The sequence below is a fragment of the Bacillus sp. CGMCC 1.16607 genome (assembly GCF_042683745.1).
GTDB lineage: Bacteria > Bacillota > Bacilli > Bacillales > Cytobacillaceae > Pseudoneobacillus.
On record NZ_JBHUJX010000005.1, the window covers coordinates 1 to 16,296 of the forward strand.

Annotated in this window: 17 protein-coding genes, 1 tRNA gene, 2 rRNA genes, 1 other RNA gene and 1 other annotated feature; of the genes, 5 read left to right on the top strand and 16 right to left on the bottom strand. The window is 37.2% G+C overall.

Translation table 11 applies throughout. From position 1 onward, the window contains the following. The 8 genes from ACFSO7_RS01165 to tadA all read right to left on the bottom strand — a co-directional run. Window positions 1–69, bottom strand: a 16S ribosomal RNA gene (locus ACFSO7_RS01165); the annotation flags it as partial. Window positions 70–370: 301 nt separating this feature from the next. Further along, a complete protein-coding gene (locus tag ACFSO7_RS01170; RefSeq protein WP_377874622.1) occupies window positions 371–634 on the bottom strand; it encodes a pro-sigmaK processing inhibitor BofA family protein in 264 nt (87 codons plus the stop codon). A 77-nt stretch (window positions 635–711) separates the two neighbouring features. Further along, complete coding sequence (locus tag ACFSO7_RS01175) at window positions 712–930, bottom strand: YaaL family protein (RefSeq protein WP_377874597.1); 219 nt, start codon at window positions 928–930, stop codon at window positions 712–714. 24 nt (window positions 931–954) lie between these two features. Continuing rightward, complete coding sequence (gene recR / locus ACFSO7_RS01180) at window positions 955–1,551, bottom strand: recombination mediator RecR (protein ID WP_377874599.1); 597 nt, start codon at window positions 1,549–1,551, stop codon at window positions 955–957. A gap of 15 nt (window positions 1,552–1,566) precedes the next feature. Then, window positions 1,567–1,890, bottom strand: a complete 324-nt coding sequence (locus tag ACFSO7_RS01185) for a YbaB/EbfC family nucleoid-associated protein (protein ID WP_377874600.1) — start codon at window positions 1,888–1,890, stop codon at window positions 1,567–1,569. A gap of 16 nt (window positions 1,891–1,906) precedes the next feature. After that, entirely contained in the window at window positions 1,907–3,598 is a 1,692-nt protein-coding gene (dnaX, locus tag ACFSO7_RS01190) for a DNA polymerase III subunit gamma/tau (RefSeq protein ID WP_377874601.1), read from the bottom strand. Between the two features lie 130 nt (window positions 3,599–3,728). Beyond that, window positions 3,729–3,992: signal recognition particle sRNA large type (gene ffs, locus ACFSO7_RS01195), an RNA gene on the bottom strand. Window positions 3,993–4,068: 76 nt separating this feature from the next. Further along, window positions 4,069–4,584: a tRNA adenosine(34) deaminase TadA gene (gene tadA, locus ACFSO7_RS01200; RefSeq protein WP_377874603.1), complete on the bottom strand. Its 516-nt coding sequence runs from the start codon at window positions 4,582–4,584 to the stop codon at window positions 4,069–4,071. 80 nt (window positions 4,585–4,664) lie between these two features. Between tadA and ACFSO7_RS01205 the strand changes: the two genes are divergently transcribed. The 4 genes from ACFSO7_RS01205 to ACFSO7_RS01220 all read left to right on the top strand — a co-directional run bounded on the left by ACFSO7_RS01205 (window position 4,665) and on the right by ACFSO7_RS01220 (window position 8,161). Beyond that, entirely contained in the window at window positions 4,665–5,201 is a 537-nt protein-coding gene (locus ACFSO7_RS01205) for a cysteine hydrolase family protein (protein ID WP_377874605.1), read from the top strand. 74 nt (window positions 5,202–5,275) lie between these two features. Next, entirely contained in the window at window positions 5,276–6,562 is a 1,287-nt protein-coding gene (locus tag ACFSO7_RS01210; protein WP_377874607.1) for a glycoside hydrolase family 18 protein, read from the top strand. 293 nt (window positions 6,563–6,855) lie between these two features. Continuing rightward, window positions 6,856–7,509, top strand: a complete 654-nt coding sequence (locus tag ACFSO7_RS01215; protein WP_377874609.1) for a deoxynucleoside kinase — start codon at window positions 6,856–6,858, stop codon at window positions 7,507–7,509. Further along, window positions 7,493–8,161 carry a deoxynucleoside kinase gene (locus ACFSO7_RS01220; RefSeq protein ID WP_377874611.1) on the top strand — a complete coding sequence of 223 codons (669 nt, stop codon included), beginning with the start codon at window positions 7,493–7,495 and terminating at the stop codon, window positions 8,159–8,161. Before ACFSO7_RS01215 ends, ACFSO7_RS01220 begins: the two co-directional genes overlap by 17 nt. Before the next feature lie 206 nt (window positions 8,162–8,367). Here the strand turns inward: ACFSO7_RS01220 and ACFSO7_RS01225 are convergent. The 6 genes from ACFSO7_RS01225 to guaB form a co-directional block, all read right to left on the bottom strand. Further along, window positions 8,368–8,460, bottom strand: a tRNA-Ser gene (locus ACFSO7_RS01225). Window positions 8,461–8,523: 63 nt separating this feature from the next. Further along, complete coding sequence (gene serS, locus ACFSO7_RS01230; protein WP_377874613.1) at window positions 8,524–9,804, bottom strand: serine--tRNA ligase; 1,281 nt, start codon at window positions 9,802–9,804, stop codon at window positions 8,524–8,526. A gap of 55 nt (window positions 9,805–9,859) precedes the next feature. Beyond that, window positions 9,860–10,074 (bottom strand) — a binding site (T-box leader). A gap of 60 nt (window positions 10,075–10,134) precedes the next feature. Then, complete coding sequence (gene pdxT / locus ACFSO7_RS01235; RefSeq protein ID WP_377874615.1) at window positions 10,135–10,716, bottom strand: pyridoxal 5'-phosphate synthase glutaminase subunit PdxT; 582 nt, start codon at window positions 10,714–10,716, stop codon at window positions 10,135–10,137. 11 nt (window positions 10,717–10,727) lie between these two features. Then, on the bottom strand, window positions 10,728–11,612 hold the full coding sequence (gene pdxS / locus ACFSO7_RS01240; protein WP_377874623.1) for a pyridoxal 5'-phosphate synthase lyase subunit PdxS: 885 nt from the start codon (window positions 11,610–11,612) through the stop codon (window positions 10,728–10,730). A 167-nt stretch (window positions 11,613–11,779) separates the two neighbouring features. Further along, complete coding sequence (locus tag ACFSO7_RS01245) at window positions 11,780–13,087, bottom strand: D-alanyl-D-alanine carboxypeptidase family protein (RefSeq protein WP_377874625.1); 1,308 nt, start codon at window positions 13,085–13,087, stop codon at window positions 11,780–11,782. Window positions 13,088–13,300: 213 nt separating this feature from the next. Further along, window positions 13,301–14,770 (bottom strand): IMP dehydrogenase, encoded by a 1,470-nt coding sequence (gene guaB, locus ACFSO7_RS01250; protein WP_377874616.1) that lies wholly within the window; start codon window positions 14,768–14,770, stop codon window positions 13,301–13,303. 118 nt (window positions 14,771–14,888) lie between these two features. Between guaB and ACFSO7_RS01255 the strand changes: the two genes are divergently transcribed. Then, entirely contained in the window at window positions 14,889–15,848 is a 960-nt protein-coding gene (locus ACFSO7_RS01255) for a YaaC family protein (RefSeq protein WP_377874619.1), read from the top strand. Between the two features lie 10 nt (window positions 15,849–15,858). Here ACFSO7_RS01255 and ACFSO7_RS01260 read toward each other — a convergent pair whose 3' ends face one another. Beyond that, on the bottom strand, window positions 15,859–15,987 hold the full coding sequence (locus tag ACFSO7_RS01260; protein ID WP_377874621.1) for a hypothetical protein: 129 nt from the start codon (window positions 15,985–15,987) through the stop codon (window positions 15,859–15,861). Window positions 15,988–16,148: 161 nt separating this feature from the next. Beyond that, a 5S ribosomal RNA gene (rrf, locus tag ACFSO7_RS01265) occupies window positions 16,149–16,264 on the bottom strand. Window positions 16,265–16,296: the final 32 nt, after the last annotated feature.

Genomic DNA, 16,296 nt, shown 5'->3' on the forward strand with positions numbered 1-16,296 from the left:
TCGCTCGACTTGCATGTATTAGGCACGCCGCCAGCGTTCGTCCTGAGCCAGGATCAAACTCTCCAATAAAGTGTTTGATTAGCTCATAAAGTTTACTCTGGCTTACTTCTATAATAGAAGTTTTTTGTTTGTTAACGTTTGGTTGTTTAGTTTTCAAAGAGCAATTTATTACTTTCGCTTAGAAGCGACTTTATTAATATATCATCTGTTTCACTCGAAGTCAACAACATTTTGTAATTCATTTTAACAACTTGTTGCGACAACTTTTATATATTAACATCTACTATATAGAGGAGTCAATACATTTAATTAAGTTTTTTAAAATAAAATGAGTCGAAAGGTATTAGAACTTCTCGACTCATCTTTCTTCTTATAATACCCATGTTTGAATAGCCACTAATGCAAATAAACCCGGTAATCCTAAAAAGCCAGAAATAGCTGAAGTAATAAAATTAATTGGTACATGTAATCCAATTTGATTTCCAAAGGCATTTAAAAAAAACAATAATAATGCCCCTATTAAGACTTTAATGATTCCTTGACCAATGAACCTAATTGGTTTAAGAGGAGTACCCACTAGTAATAATAGTAAAATCAAGCCACCTATAATTGAAATAATGATAATTGGCTCCAGACGAACCACCCCTGTCGATTCTTTTACTAATAACTTATGTACAAGCTAGAAAGAAAAGAACGAAAAGGGATTAAACATTACTTATTTAAGGAGAGTTGTCGCTTTTTTGCCTCTTTTAATAAAAAGAAATATTTAACTTCTGCAAGCCTGGATTGGCAAATTACTTCCTCGGAAGGTTCCAAACATTTTTCTAATAACCTTTTTTCTCTGTACCAATTCTGTCTAATTTCATCTAAATGTTGTAATAGCTTCAAATCATATTCCTTTCGAAGCCACCCTTTTCTTCGAAAAAACATGGTTGATTCCTCCGGTTTGTTCATTTACACTTCTCGACGTCCCTCTATAGCTTTCGAAAGAGTCACTTCATCCGCATACTCTAGATCTCCTCCAACAGGTAGACCATGTGCAATTCTTGTTACTTTAATTCCTGATGGCTTCAAAAGACGCGATATATACATCGCCGTCGCTTCCCCTTCAATATTGGGATTGGTAGCAAGGATGACTTCTTGAACAGTTTCGTCTTGCAATCTTTTTAATAAATCTGGAATATTAATATCCTCTGGCCCAATTCCATCCATTGGAGAGATTGCACCATGTAGTACATGATATAGACCGTTATATTCCCTCATTTTCTCCATTGCGATAACATCCTTTGGATCTTGGATCACGCAAATAACCGTTTTGTCACGTCTTTGATCCTCGCATATATAACAAGGATCCTGATCTGTTATATGCCCGCAAACGGAACAATAAGAAAGATTTCTTTTCGCATTAACAAGTGCCTTAGCGAAATCAAGAACAGTATCTTCCTTCATATTTAGAACGAAAAAAGCCAGTCGAGCGGCTGTTTTCGGGCCGATTCCTGGCAATTTCATAAAGCTATCGATTAGCTTTGATATCGGTTCAGGATAATGCATAATTTTCTGATCCCCCTAGAACATTCCAGGGAGATTCATCCCCTTTGTAAATTGTCCCATTGTATTATTCGTTAATTCTTCTGCTTTTTTCAAGGCATCATTTGTTGCTGCTAACACCAAATCTTGAAGCATATCAATGTCATCTGGATCTACTACTTCAGGTTTAATATTTACTTCTAAAATTTCTTTATGACCAGAGATAACAACGGTCACCATACCTCCACCAGCTGTTCCCTCAATTTTTTCTTCTCCAAGTTTTACTTGTGCTTCTTCCATTTTCTTTTGCATTTTTTGCATTTGTTTCATCATATTTTGCATATTTCCCATTCCACCGCGCATCTTTACATTCCTCCAATTAGTCTTTTATTTCAACAAGCTCAGAACCAAATAGCTTTTTCGCTTCAGCTATAATCGGATCTTCCACTTGCTGCTCATTTGTTTGTTCTGAATCACTTTGCTCGTGGATAAAGCTTTCTCTAATCGACATCCACTGATCTTCGGGTACACCGACAACATTTAGATTTTTTCTTACTAATTCAAATAAAATACTAGATATTGCTTCTAGAAAACGATTGTTATCCATAGCCATTTGACAATGGATTTCATACTTAAATTTTATAATAACGAATTCTCCAGAAGCTGCAACAGGTTCCGCATCCTTTAATAATGCAGCTTGCGATCTCATTTGATTATGAACTAATTTAGCAACTAGCTGGCTCCATTGGCCTTTTACTTGTTGCAAATCTTGTTTCGTCGCAAGTTTTAAAACTTCATTTATTTTCCCTATCGGAGCTTGAAAACCTTTTCTGTTGTTTCGTTGTGCTTTTGGCTGAGATACTTGAATGGTTTCTTGTTGAATCATCGAACCATTCTCTTTTAAAAATTTAATTTCCTTTTCCAAGTGGTTTATTTTTACCATCAATTGCTCGACTTCAACAGAAGTAGTACTACTTTCCCCTCTAGCTTCTGTTTGTGTAAGCTTGACGATGGCCACTTCAAGGAAAATCCTCGGATGATTGGTCCAACGCATTTCTTGTTGTGTCTTATTTAAAATGTCTATTAGTTCATAAATCTGTGAGGAAGAAATTTTTCCGACAAGATCCTGAAAATCTGTATCTAGCATAACCCGCTCAAATGTTTCCTCTAGGTTGGGTGCTGCTTTATACAAAAGCATATCTCTAAAATAGAGGATAAAATCTTCAATGAATCGTACGGGATCTTTTCCTTGCGAAAGTAGTTCCCCAACGGTTTCTAAAGCCGCAGCTACATCCTTCTTAAGGATAGCAGATGCTAATTGGTTGAGTAAATTTTGAGAGACTGAACCGGTAACAGTTAAAGCATCTTCTATTGTTATAGAATCCTCACTAAAGGAAATAGCTTGGTCCAATAAACTAAGCGCATCTCGCATTCCACCTTCAGCTGCTCTTGAAATAATATGTAATGCTTTATCATCACATTGAACCTTCGTTTCATCGACAATCAATTTCATTCGTCTTACAATGTCCTGCGGAGTGATTCTTTTAAAATCAAACCGTTGACATCTAGAAATAATTGTAAGTGGGATTTTATGAGGTTCAGTTGTTGCTAGGATAAAAATAACATGCCTTGGAGGCTCCTCTAATGTTTTGAGTAAGGCATTAAAGGCCCCAATGGAAAGCATATGCACTTCATCGACGATATAAACCTTGTATTTTACAACATTTGGTGCATATTTTACTTTATCCCGAATGTCTCTAATTTCCTCAACACCATTATTTGATGCTGCATCTATTTCAATAACATCAGGGATACTACCATCGGTTATACCTAAACAGGCCGGACATTCATTACAGGGCTCGCTAACAGGTGACTTTTCACAGTTCACAGCTTTCGCTAAAATTTTGGCTGCACTTGTTTTTCCTGTTCCACGAGGACCTGAAAAGAGATACGCATGGGAGATTTTCTCTTGAACGAGAGCATTTTGCAATGTCTTCGTTACATGCTCTTGCCCGACAACATCAATAAAGTTTTGAGGACGCCAGACCCGATATAAAGCTTGATAACTCATCACATTGCCTCCCTTTTATCTATTTTATACACCTTACTATTATACAGTATCCCTTTTCAAATTTACAAAGTAAATACAAAAAACTCATCCCTATAAATAGGAATGAGTTTTGTTTATGATAGGATAACTGCCGTGCACCTTCCGTCGACTCGTATCCATAGGCGTTACTCAAGCAGTTAGCTCGGCCCAGGTAACCCTGCGGCACATGAGAGTGTCCACTTAATGCTGCTTCCTTCCGGACCTGACATGGTTCATGGATTCCCATTGCGCAGGACCCAGACGTCAACACCACTTACTTGAGGCAGCCCTACAGAGTACGAGCCTAAGGAAGGGATTCGGCCTCGCTAGAGCGGATTGCGAGTACAGGGCACCGCTACCTCCCCGCTTAGCACGGCAAAGTTGAAACCATCTTTAGGCGCCGTAACTGACGCATAACCAAGTATACTAAGTCTGGTGAAAAAAAGCAATCATTATGGATTGTTAATTCCTTCATGCTTATCCAATTCAATCTTTCTCTGGGCCTTCTCTCGCTTCTTTCTCGCTCGAATTCCTTGAAAAAAATTTGAAAGTAATAATCCGCACTCCTTTTCTAACACGCCCGAAACAATCTCACTTTGATGATTAAAACGTTCATCCTGCAATAAATTCATTAATGTTCCTGCACACCCACCTTTCGGGTCAGAAGCACCGTAAACTACACGTTTTATTCGTGACAATATAATGGCACCTGAACACATAGGACATGGTTCAAGAGTCACATAAAGCTCTGCATTTTCTAAACGCCATGAATTTATTTCTTTACAAGCTAGATCAATGGCCAATAATTCAGCGTGAGCAATGGCATTTTGCTCACATTCCCGAAGATTATGGGCTCTGGCAATAATTTTTCCATCTAAAACAATAACAGCCCCAATCGGAACCTCATTTCTGCTTTCTGCCTTTTTTGCTTCTTCAATTGCTTCTTTCATATAAACTTCATCAGACATGGTAAAAACCTCTCACCTATTTCATTTCTACATGATAAAAATACCCGTTCTGATTAAAAATAGCAAAAAGGAGAGATATGATGACAGCCTATCCTAAAAAGAGTGCCTTACTCATTATCGATATTATTAACCACTTTCATTTCGAACATGGAGAAATTTTAGCAAAAAAAACCTTTAACATGATCACTCCATTAAAAGCCATAAAGAAATACTTTCAAGATAACCGTCTACCTATTATTTATGTAAATGATCACTATAACCTATGGCAGGCAAATCTTGAAAAAATAATTAGCCATTGTCAAAATGATCTTAATCGTTCCATATTAAAAGAACTTTGCCCATGTGATGATGACTACTTCTTAATCAAACCAAAGCACTCCGCTTTTTATGGAACAGCTTTAAACACTCTATTACATCAGTTAAAAATAAATACTCTTGTAATGACAGGTCTCGCTGGGAATATTTGCGTTCTATTTTCAGCTAATGATGCTTATATGCGCGAATACAAACTCATTATTCCTGCTAATTGCATCGCCTCTGTTAGCGAGGATGACCAAAATTATGCCCTTACGATGATGAAAAATGTACTGAAAGCGGATATTACCTCATTTATATAACTAAAAAAATATCATCATTATTTAGCTCCTCTCATAAAATGGTTGTAACGTTTAGATGATGAGGAGGACAAAGAATGCAAATTCATGTCATCGAGAGAGGTCAAACATTATTTTCGATTGCACGCACATACGGAACTACTGTTAATGATATTGTCGAAGCGAACGAAGTTCCTAATCCTAATGATTTAGTTATTGGTCAAACTTTAGTTATTCCAATTATTGGCCGTTTTTACTGGGTGAAGAGTGGAGATAGTTTATATTCCATTGCTAGGCGCTTTGGTATTACCCCACAAGAATTGGCTAGAGTGAATGGAATCTCCTTGAACCAATCTTTAAGAATCGGTTTTCGGTTATACATTCCCCCGCAAAAGAAACAAAAGGGAGAATTTAATGGTTATGTGGAGCCAAGGGGGACTAGTGTGGCACCTGCTTTAGAAAATGCCGCACGTGAAGCGGGACCTTTTTTAACCTATTTAGCTCCTTTTAGCTTTCAAGCCTTAAGAAATGGCTCATTAAAAGAACCATTACTAAATGAATTCCCTGCTATTGCACGAGCAAATCGCAATGTGTTAATGATGGTTATTACGAATCAAGAAAATGATCAATTTAGTGATGAACTCGGTCGAATTCTTTTAAACGATATGGCCATTCAAGATACTTTCCTAAACAATATTGTGACAACTGCGAAAAAATACGGTTTTAGAGATATCCATTTCGACTTTGAGTTTTTACGTCCAGCTGATCGAGAAGCCTATAATCGCTTTTTAAGAAAAGCAAAGGCTCGCTTTAATCAGGAAGGTTGGTTATTATCGACCGCTTTAGCTCCAAAGACAAGTGCTGCCCAAAAAGGTGGTTGGTATGAGGCTCATGACTATAAAGCACATGGGCAAATTGTTGATTTTGTGGTGATTATGACCTATGAATGGGGTTATAGTGGTGGTCCACCAATGGCAGTCTCACCCATTGGACCAGTAAGAAAAGTACTAGAATATGCAGTGACTGAAATTCCTCCTAATAAAATACTAATGGGTCAAAACTTATATGGTTATGATTGGACATTGCCATTCGTGAAAGGAACAGTTGCCAAAGCGGTTAGCCCTCAGCAGGCTATTCAATTAGCTGCAAGGTACAATGTTTCCATTCAATATGACTACGAAGCTCAGGCGCCATTTTTCCACTATACAGATTCAGCTGGTAAGCGTCACGAGGTATGGTTCGAAGATGCCCGCTCCATTCAAGCAAAATTTAATTTAATTAAAGAGTTAGGACTGAGAGGCATGAGTTATTGGAAGCTAGGCCTTGCTTTCCCACAAAACTGGCTTTTAATTGATGGAAATTTCGATGTCGTAAAAAGAGTCTAGTATGAAATAAAGCTAGGAGCATAATCTGCCTCTAGCTTTTTCCTTTCCCTCTTCCAACATTCTTCGACATTATCTTCTTTAGATTCAAAATCAGAATTATTTATATTTTTTAAAAATTTATTCGTTTTTCCAACAAATCAATAAATATTCCTTCCCATTTCCAAATCATATTGTGATAAAATAAATTTTGTGTCAAAAAAAATGAAACCTATTTTCTAACAAAATACGACATCCATAAAAATTTTTTATAATTGATAAATTAGAAATAGATAGATGGAGAAGGAGGACATGCGATGGAAGGTACACCATTTATAACGGTTGAGGGTCCAATCGGGGTTGGTAAAACATCTCTCGCCAAAGCCATTTCAAACCACTTCCAACTGGCATTATTAAAAGAAATTGTTGACGAAAATCCGTTTTTAGGAAAGTTCTATGAGAATATTGAAGAGTGGAGCTTCCAAACAGAAATGTTCTTTCTTTGCAATCGTTTTAAACAATTAGGAGATATTAATAACCACTATTTAAACAGAGATATTCCAGTTGTAGCGGATTATCATATTATAAAAAATCTAATTTTTGCAGAGCGTACATTAAACGGAATAGAGTACCAAAAGTACTTTAAGATCTATCAAATCTTAACAGAAGATATGCCCAAACCGAATGTCATCATATACTTGAATGCCAGTCTAGATACTCTTTTAAAAAGAATTGAGATGAGAGGGCGCGAATTCGAAAAGAAAATTAGTCCTTTATATTTAGAGCAGCTTTCCATTGATTACGAAAATGCGATAACAAAATTTGAAAAAGAACATCCTGAGGTACGCGTTTTACGATTTAATGGGGATGAAATTGACTTCGTCAAAAATGAGGGCGATTTGAATTATATTTTAGAACAATTATCTACATCTTTTAAAAAAGGAGTCTACAATCATGAATCTTCGAAATAAATATGGGATTCCCTCAAATGCTGTGATCACCATCGCTGGTACGGTAGGCGTAGGAAAATCAACAATGACCAATGCATTAGCGAATGCGCTGGGCTTTCGTACTTCTTTTGAGAAAGTCGATTCAAATCCATACTTAGATAAATTTTATGCTGATTTTGAACGCTGGAGCTTCCACCTTCAAATTTACTTTTTAGCTGAACGTTTTAAAGAGCAAAAGCGTATCTTTGAGTATGGTGGCGGTTTTATCCAAGATCGTTCCATTTATGAAGATACTGGGATCTTTGCTAAAATGCATTTTGAAAAGGGGACAATGTCTGTAGTTGACTATGACACGTACACAAGTCTTTTTGAAGCAATGGTTATGACCCCTTACTTCCCTCATCCTGACCTTCTCATTTACCTAGAAGGTTCACTTGATGATATATTAGACCGTATTAAAGAACGTGGACGTCCAATGGAGCAGCAAACCCCTGTCAGCTATTGGGAAGAAATGCACCAACGCTACGAAGAATGGATTAACAACTTTAGCGCATGCCCGGTTCTCCGACTAAATATTAATGATTACGATGTCGTACAAAATGAACAATCCATCGAACCTATACTAGAACGCGTCTCCCATTTCATAAAACAAACTCAACTCCTAAAAAGATAATCACAGTCGCCGAAAAATCTCGGCGACTTTTTTGCTTTAAAGGGATGGGGGTCAGTCCCCCAACACTTTAAAGCGTTCCCGCACCGGGGGACTGACCCCCACTGCTTTAAAGCGGTAAACCGTAAATACAAAAAAAATCCGCTACGGATTGTAGCGGATTCTATATCTCCAATAATTATGCGCTGTGGTAATACTTTGAAAAATGATGGCGGAGGAAGAGGGATTCGAACCCCCGCGCGGTTTAACCCGCCTGTCGGTTTTCAAGACCGATCCCTTCAGCCGGACTTGGGTATTCCTCCGTATCGACAAGAAATAATATATCATTATTATTATTTCCTGTCAACAAACTTTCTAAACTTTTTTTATTCAGGCTTTATAACTTCATGTTTCCCCATATAAGGACGCAATACTTCAGGAATAATGACACTGCCATCTTCTTGCTGATAGTTTTCCAAAATAGCTGCAACTGTTCTACCAATCGCAAGCCCAGAACCATTTAATGTATGAACATGCTCTGGTTTTCCCTTCGGATCACGTCGGAAACGAATATTTGCCCGACGAGCTTGGAAGCCCTCAAAATTACTGCAAGAAGAAATTTCACGATATGTTTCGTAGCTTGGAATCCAAACTTCAATATCATATTTTTTTGCTGCAGTAAACCCAAGGTCTCCTGTACACATGCTCAATACGCGATAAGGAAGCCCTAATAACTGAAGAACTTTTTCTGCATGACCTGTAAGCTTCTCAAGCTCAGCATAAGAATCCTCTGGTTTAACAAATTTTACAAGCTCTACCTTGTTAAATTGATGCTGACGAATCAATCCTCTTGTGTCACGGCCAGCAGATCCTGCTTCAGATCGGAAGCAAGCGCTAAATGCTGCATAATTGATCGGTAATTCTTCCCCAGATAAAATTTCATCGCGGTGTAAATTTGTCACAGGAACTTCTGCTGTTGGAATTAAGAAATAGTCTTCGCTCTCAATTCTAAAAGCATCTTCTTCAAATTTTGGTAACTGACCTGTTCCTGTCATACTTGCACGATTCACGATATAAGGTGGAAGTACCTCTTTATATCCGTGCTCATCAACATGAAGATCAAGCATAAAACTAATTAAAGCACGCTCTAATCTAGCTCCTAAACCTTTATAGAAAGCAAATCGACTACCAGTTACCTTCCCCGCTCTTTCAAAATCGATAATATTTAAATGATCTGCAACATCCCAATGTGCTTTCGGTTCAAAACCAAAATTGCGAATCTCGCCCCATTTTCTTATTTCCACATTCTCATCCTCAGTTTCTCCAACTGGAACACTTTCATGAGGAATGTTAGGAATACTCAATAATAGTAAATCCAATACTTCTTCTACACCACGAAGCTCATCATCTAGCTCCTTAATTTTATCCCCTACTTCACGCATTTCCGTGATTAAATGATCTGCATCCTGTTTATCACGTTTTAACGCTGCCACTTGCTGAGTTACTTCATTTCTTTTACTTTTTAATTGCTCAGATTGTACAATAAGGTCACGTCTTCTAGTATCTAGATCTTCAAATTTCCCTAAATCAGTTAAATCCTCTCCACGATGCTGAAGTAAATTCTTCACTTCTTCGAAATTTGATCTTAAATGCTTAATGTCTAACATAATTTCCGCCTCCTATATGATTTTTTTCCAAATAAAAAAACTCCCATCCCCTATATAAAGGGACGAGAGTTACCCGCGTTGCCACCCTAATTGAAAGCATTAAGCTTTCCTCTTAGATTCATAACGGCTATTCACCGAAAGCATTTACTCACAGGAAGTTTTCAATACTTTACTCAAGGACGGATTCCTAAGTTCTATCCTCTGGTTTGCACCACCCACCAGCTCTCTTTAGAACGAATTCTTAGTACTATTTCCTCTCAACGTTTTATACTATTAATGATTTTTACTAATGTACTACATTTATTTTTAATTTGCAACTACTAATGCAAATTAATTTCCAGTAAATTCTTTAACCATATTAATAAAATAGGCTGTAAAACGATGATCATCAGTCAACTCTGGATGAAAGGAACAGCCTAAAAACTGACCTTCTCTAGCTGCTACAATTCGACCATCAAATTTCGCTAGTACTTCTACATTTTCTCCTGCTTCTACAATATGTGGCCCACGGATAAATACAGCAGCAAAATCCTCTGCAACTCCAGCAATATCTAAATCGGCTTCAAAGCTCTCACGTTGACGCCCAAAGGAATTTCTTTCGACAGTAATGTCCATAACACCAATATGTGGAGCATCATAGCCAACAATTCTTTTAGCTAAAAGGATCAGGCCTGCACAAGTTCCGAACATTGGTTTACCTGCCACTGCAAATGCTTTGAGCTCATCCATAAAGTCATATTTATCAATAAGGCGTCTCATTGTTGTGCTTTCGCCACCAGGGAGAATTAAGCCATCTACTGCTTTTAATTGTTCTTTTAATTTTATAACTACAGCTTCTGCCCCACATTCTTCTACTGCTCGCACATGTTCACGGACGGCACCTTGAAGGGCAAGTACTCCTATTTTCACCATAGAAAATCTCCTTACCAGCCACGATCTTGCATACGCTCAGAAGGAGCAAGGCTTGAAATTTCAATCCCTTTCATAGCACTTCCAAGATTTTTCGAAATCTCAGCGATTAATTTATAATCTTGATAATGAGTAGTAGCCTCCACAATTGCTCTAGCAAATTTAGCTGGATTATCTGATTTGAAGATACCAGAACCCACAAATACGCCATCAGCACCTAATTGCATCATTAATGCTGCATCCGCAGGAGTCGCTACACCACCAGCTGCAAAGTTAACAACTGGAAGACGACCTAAACGTTTAATTTCTAATAGGATTTCATAAGGAGCTCCTAATAATTTCGCCTCTGTCATCAGCTCATCTTCATTCATTGCAACTACTTTTCGAACTTGAGCATTAACTTTACGAATATGTCTTACCGCTTCAACGATATTCCCTGTTCCTGGTTCTCCCTTCGTACGAAGCATGGATGCTCCTTCACCGATTCGGCGAGCTGCCTCACCAAGGTCACGACAACCACAAACAAATGGAACTGTGTAATCTTTTTTATTCAAGTGAAATTCATCATCTGCTGGTGTTAAAACTTCACTTTCATCTATGTAATCAACGCCCATCGCCTCTAAAACGCGCGCCTCTACGATATGACCGATACGTGCTTTCGCCATAACAGGGATAGTGACTGCATTCATGACTTCTTCCATAATTCTAGGGTCAGCCATTCTTGCAACTCCACCAGCTGCACGAATATCAGAAGGAACACGTTCTAAAGCCATGACAGCTACAGCACCAGCTTCTTCCGCAATTTTTGCTTGCTCAGCGTTTACTACGTCCATGATGACGCCGCCTTTTTGCATTTCTGCCATCCCACGTTTAACACGATCTGTACCTGTTTTCATTATGTTGCCCCCTTTGATATTACCTTCTGTTTAAAAAGGGAAATTTATAACTAGTCTTATATGTAAAAACAATTATAACTAGTAATTCACTCGGAATTATTCATATCCCTAATGGTAAATAAACAATAAAAAGGACCTCCTGTCAAGACAGAAGATCCTTTTATTCTGCATTATCCAAATAATGATGAAGCACTTTTCCAAAGATCTCCGAAGAAATCTCCAATTCCTCGCATCATTAAGACAAACCAATTCGCCTTTTCTACACTTTCTGCGGCAACCAAATCTACTTTAATTTGATCCTTCGCATTGTCGGTTAAAAATGAAACCTTTTTATCCCCTTTTGCTTCAATGGTGACATATCCTACCACATCTCCCTTTTTCACAGGAGCTGTTAGTTCACCTTTATCATTTAACTTCTTTTTATCTAAAACAACAACTGGCTTATACTGGTCTTTTTCTCCATTCAAAATAACCATTTCAATTGCATCTTTACTAATTACATTAATTTTATTTCCTTTACCCTTCGTAACCGGTAATGTTGTTTGCCCTTTTATTTTTGCATTTTTAGGGAGAATTTCTTCAATTGAATAGTTACTAAAAGCATAGTCGAGCATCTTTCTAGTCTCATCAAATCTAGCTTTATAGTTTCCTTGACCACTGGCATTTTTTGCATTCATAACCACAGTAATAAAACGTTTACCGTCTCTTGAAGCTGTACCAGTAAAACAATAACCAGCGAAATCTGTTGTACCCGTCTTAAGACCGTCTACTCCCTCATATCCAAATACTAATGTCGGAAGCATCCAGTTCCAGTTTTCCATTTTAATTTCGTCATCTGTACCTTCACGGAATTTCTTTTTCGTTGTACTAGATGTCTCTAATACTTCTGGGAAATCCTTTAGTAAACGAAAAGCTAATTTACTAGTTGCACGAGCAGACATCACGTTTTCTTCTTCCGCACCTGTACCTTCTGGTTGCTGCCCTTTAAGGTCACGATTATTTAATCCAGATGAATTAACAAATTTATATTTTTCTAAACCTAATTCCTGTGCCTTTTCGTTCATCATTTTTACAAAATTAGCTTCAGAACCCGCAATAGTTTCTGCAATCGCAATGGTAGCACCATTTGCGGAATAGATAGCCATTGCTTCATATAGTTCACGAATACTATATTTTCCATCACGACGAAGGGGAACATTGGATAATGAACGGTCCTGTGAAACTTTCCAAACATATTCCGTAACTGAATATTCTTGCTCCCATTTCACTCTGCCTTCTTTTATTGCTTCAAGAAGCAAATACTCCGTCATCATTTTTGTCATGCTGGCAATACCAAGGACTGTATCAGCATTCTTTTCAAATAATACTCTACCCGTTGATGCTTCTACTAGAATAGCTGCATCAGCTTTTACATCTAATTGGGCATCAGCGTTAACCCTTTCAGGTTGAAATATGCCCAATATCATAACAATAGCCATCAAACTAGCTATATAAGTTCTTTTAAAAAATCGATTATTCACCTTATGCCCCTCCACCTATATTTTTTACACTTTTGTTATTTTATCATATCTCCCTTTGAAAAGGTAGGATAGCAAGTCCTATCTTACTCAAGAACGGAACAAAAAAAGCAGGGAGATGACTCCCCACCTTTTTTCGTCTATCTCCAGCGCCTAGCCGCGACGCTTTTGTATTTAAGACTGATATGAATAGTTTGGTGCTTCTTTCGTAATTTGAATATCATGTGGATGGCTTTCTCTAAGTCCTGCACCAGTCATTTTAACAAATTGCGCATTTTCTCTTAAAGCATATAAATCCTTCGCCCCACAATATCCCATACCTGAACGTAAGCCCCCTACTAGTTGATAGATCGTATCAACTAAAGGACCTTTATATGGAACTCTGCCTTCAATTCCTTCTGGAACAAACTTCTTATTATCCTCTTGGAAATAACGATCCTTTGATCCCTTTTCCATCGCTGCTACAGAACCCATACCTCGATAAACTTTAAAACGTCTACCTTGATAGATTTCCGTTTCTCCAGGGCTTTCACTAACACCAGCAAGTAAACTTCCTAACATTACTGCATGGCCGCCTGCTGCTAATGCTTTTACAACGTCCCCAGAGTATTTAATTCCACCATCTGCAATAATGGATTTACCATACTTACGAGCTTCTGTTGCACAGTCGTAAACCGCTGTAATTTGTGGAACTCCCACGCCTGCGACAACACGGGTAGTACAGATAGATCCTGGCCCGATACCAACCTTCACTATATCTGCACCTGCTTCAATTAAATCTCTTGTCGCTTCAGCGGTTGCCACATTTCCTGCAATTATCGTTAAAGCAGGGAATGCTTCACGAATCGTTCTCACAGTTTCCAACACACCTTTAGAGTGACCGTGTGCAGTATCAACCACTATAGCATCTACATGAGCCTTTACAAGCATTTCAACCCTTTTCATTGTATCAGAGGTAACCCCCACCGCTGCTCCGACTAGTAACCTTCCTACTGAGTCTTTTGCAGAATGTGGAAACTCTATAACCTTTTCAATATCTTTAATCGTAATAAGACCTTTTAAAACGCCATTATTATCTACAAGAGGTAGCTTTTCAATTTTATGCCTTTGAAGAATCTTTTCCGCTTCCTGTAAACTTGTACCCACAGGTGCAGTGACTAAATTCTCTTTCGTCATCACATCTGAAATTTTAATTGAAAAATCTTGAATAAATCGTAAATCACGATTGGTTAAGATACCAATTAACTTTTGTTCCTCTTCGTTATTAACAATTGGAACTCCAGAAATACGATATTTACCCATCAAATGTTCTGCATCAAAAACTTGGTGATCTGGAGTTAAATAAAATGGATCAGTGATAACACCACTTTCTGACCGTTTCACTTTTAACACTAAATCAGCTTGTTGTTCAATGGACATATTTTTATGGATGACTCCAAGACCACCCTGTCTCGCCATAGCGATAGCCATTTCTGCCTCGGTTACCGTGTCCATACCTGCACTAATGAACGGGATATTTAATTTGAGACCATCATTTAATTCTACTTGAAGGCTTACATCTCTAGGAAGTACTTCTGATTTCGCTGGAACCAATAAAACATCATCAAACGTTAAACCTTCTTTTACAAATTTACTTTCCCACATTCGATTTTCCTCCCTTAGTGCAAAAAAATATTATTTGTAGGTTATCAATTGGACAAAATACTGTCAAGGAGGTATGGATAATTTGCACTATTCAAATAATTAAAGGGGCCAAATAAAAATGGATCATAACTATAAAAACTGGACTAATTACTCAATATTTTTATCCGCAGAACACACTCAAAAAGCATTAAAAAAAGCTTATGAAAAAGCTAATATTGAAAATGCTGATCAAAAAAGCTTTGAAAACTGTTATCCATTTATTTACTATCTTGAGCATGCCCAAACCTATTATAACCAAGCGGCTAACTCACCTATACTAATACAGCCTATTTTATTATTTTATGGATTTGTTCATTTAATAAAAGCCTGTATTTTAACAAGTCAGCCATCATACCCAGAAAATTCTTCTGTTTTGGCTCACGGAGTTTCTACTAGAAAAAGAAAGAAGCAGCAATATCATTTTTTTCATGATGAAGTAAAAATTCAGAAGCATGGACTATTTCCATTTATTGCAGAAAAAATGTTTCACATGAAACATTTAGAAGGAGAAAAAGCGAGCATGGGGGATTTACTAAAATTAATACCAGAACTAAATCATTTATTTTCTAGTTTTGATGGAAAATCTTTATTTATAAAGCTGATTCGTAAAGATCATTCTTTATGTTTTTCAGACATCATATTAGATTATTTCCATATGACTGAGGATCGATTTATAGACTATTATCAAACAAAGACACAGATCCCTGTTCAATTTGAAAAAAGTCCAAATAGCGGGCTGTCAATTAATCTAAACCATCAAAATGCAGATGACCCTGCCCCTTTAAAATATAATTTGGAGGAAAATAACTACTACTTTCCAATTTATAAAAATGAATTAATTCACTATCCTGAAATACTTATTCATTATTTACTCTTATATAATTTAAGTATGATCGCCCGATATGAAACCGAATGGTGGAGTGAATTAATTAAGACGATGCCTAATAAAGACTATCCATTTATTAGTAATTTCTTAAATATAAGCTTAAATAAAGGTCCTTTTTTAATATTTCAATACCTTAAAAAGCAACTTAAGTAGATGAATTTTATTACCAATCTCTAGTCTTTTCTAGTAATTTATCTATTTCAATTTTTTTAATGTGAAAATAACATTCTTCCTCTAAGATATTGGAGGTGGTTTCTAATAGTTGATCGATATCCATTTTTACTATATCCATAATATAGCCTCCCCTTTTTAACTTCATTTGTTTCTTTATTTATTAATAAGGTTCGATATCCAATTTTTAGTTATGGGGGTTGTTTCAATAATATCATAGTGTAGAAATTGAAAATCATAGAAAACAAAAAAGAACAACCATAATGGGTTGTTCTTTTTTTTGCCTGGCGACTTCCTACTCTCACAGGAGGGATCCTCCAACTACCATCGGCGCTGAGAAGCTTAACTTCCGTGTTCGGTATGGGAACGGGTGTGACCTTCTCGCCATCGCCACCAGACTGTATTCATTTGTGAGGTTTGTTCCCTCAAA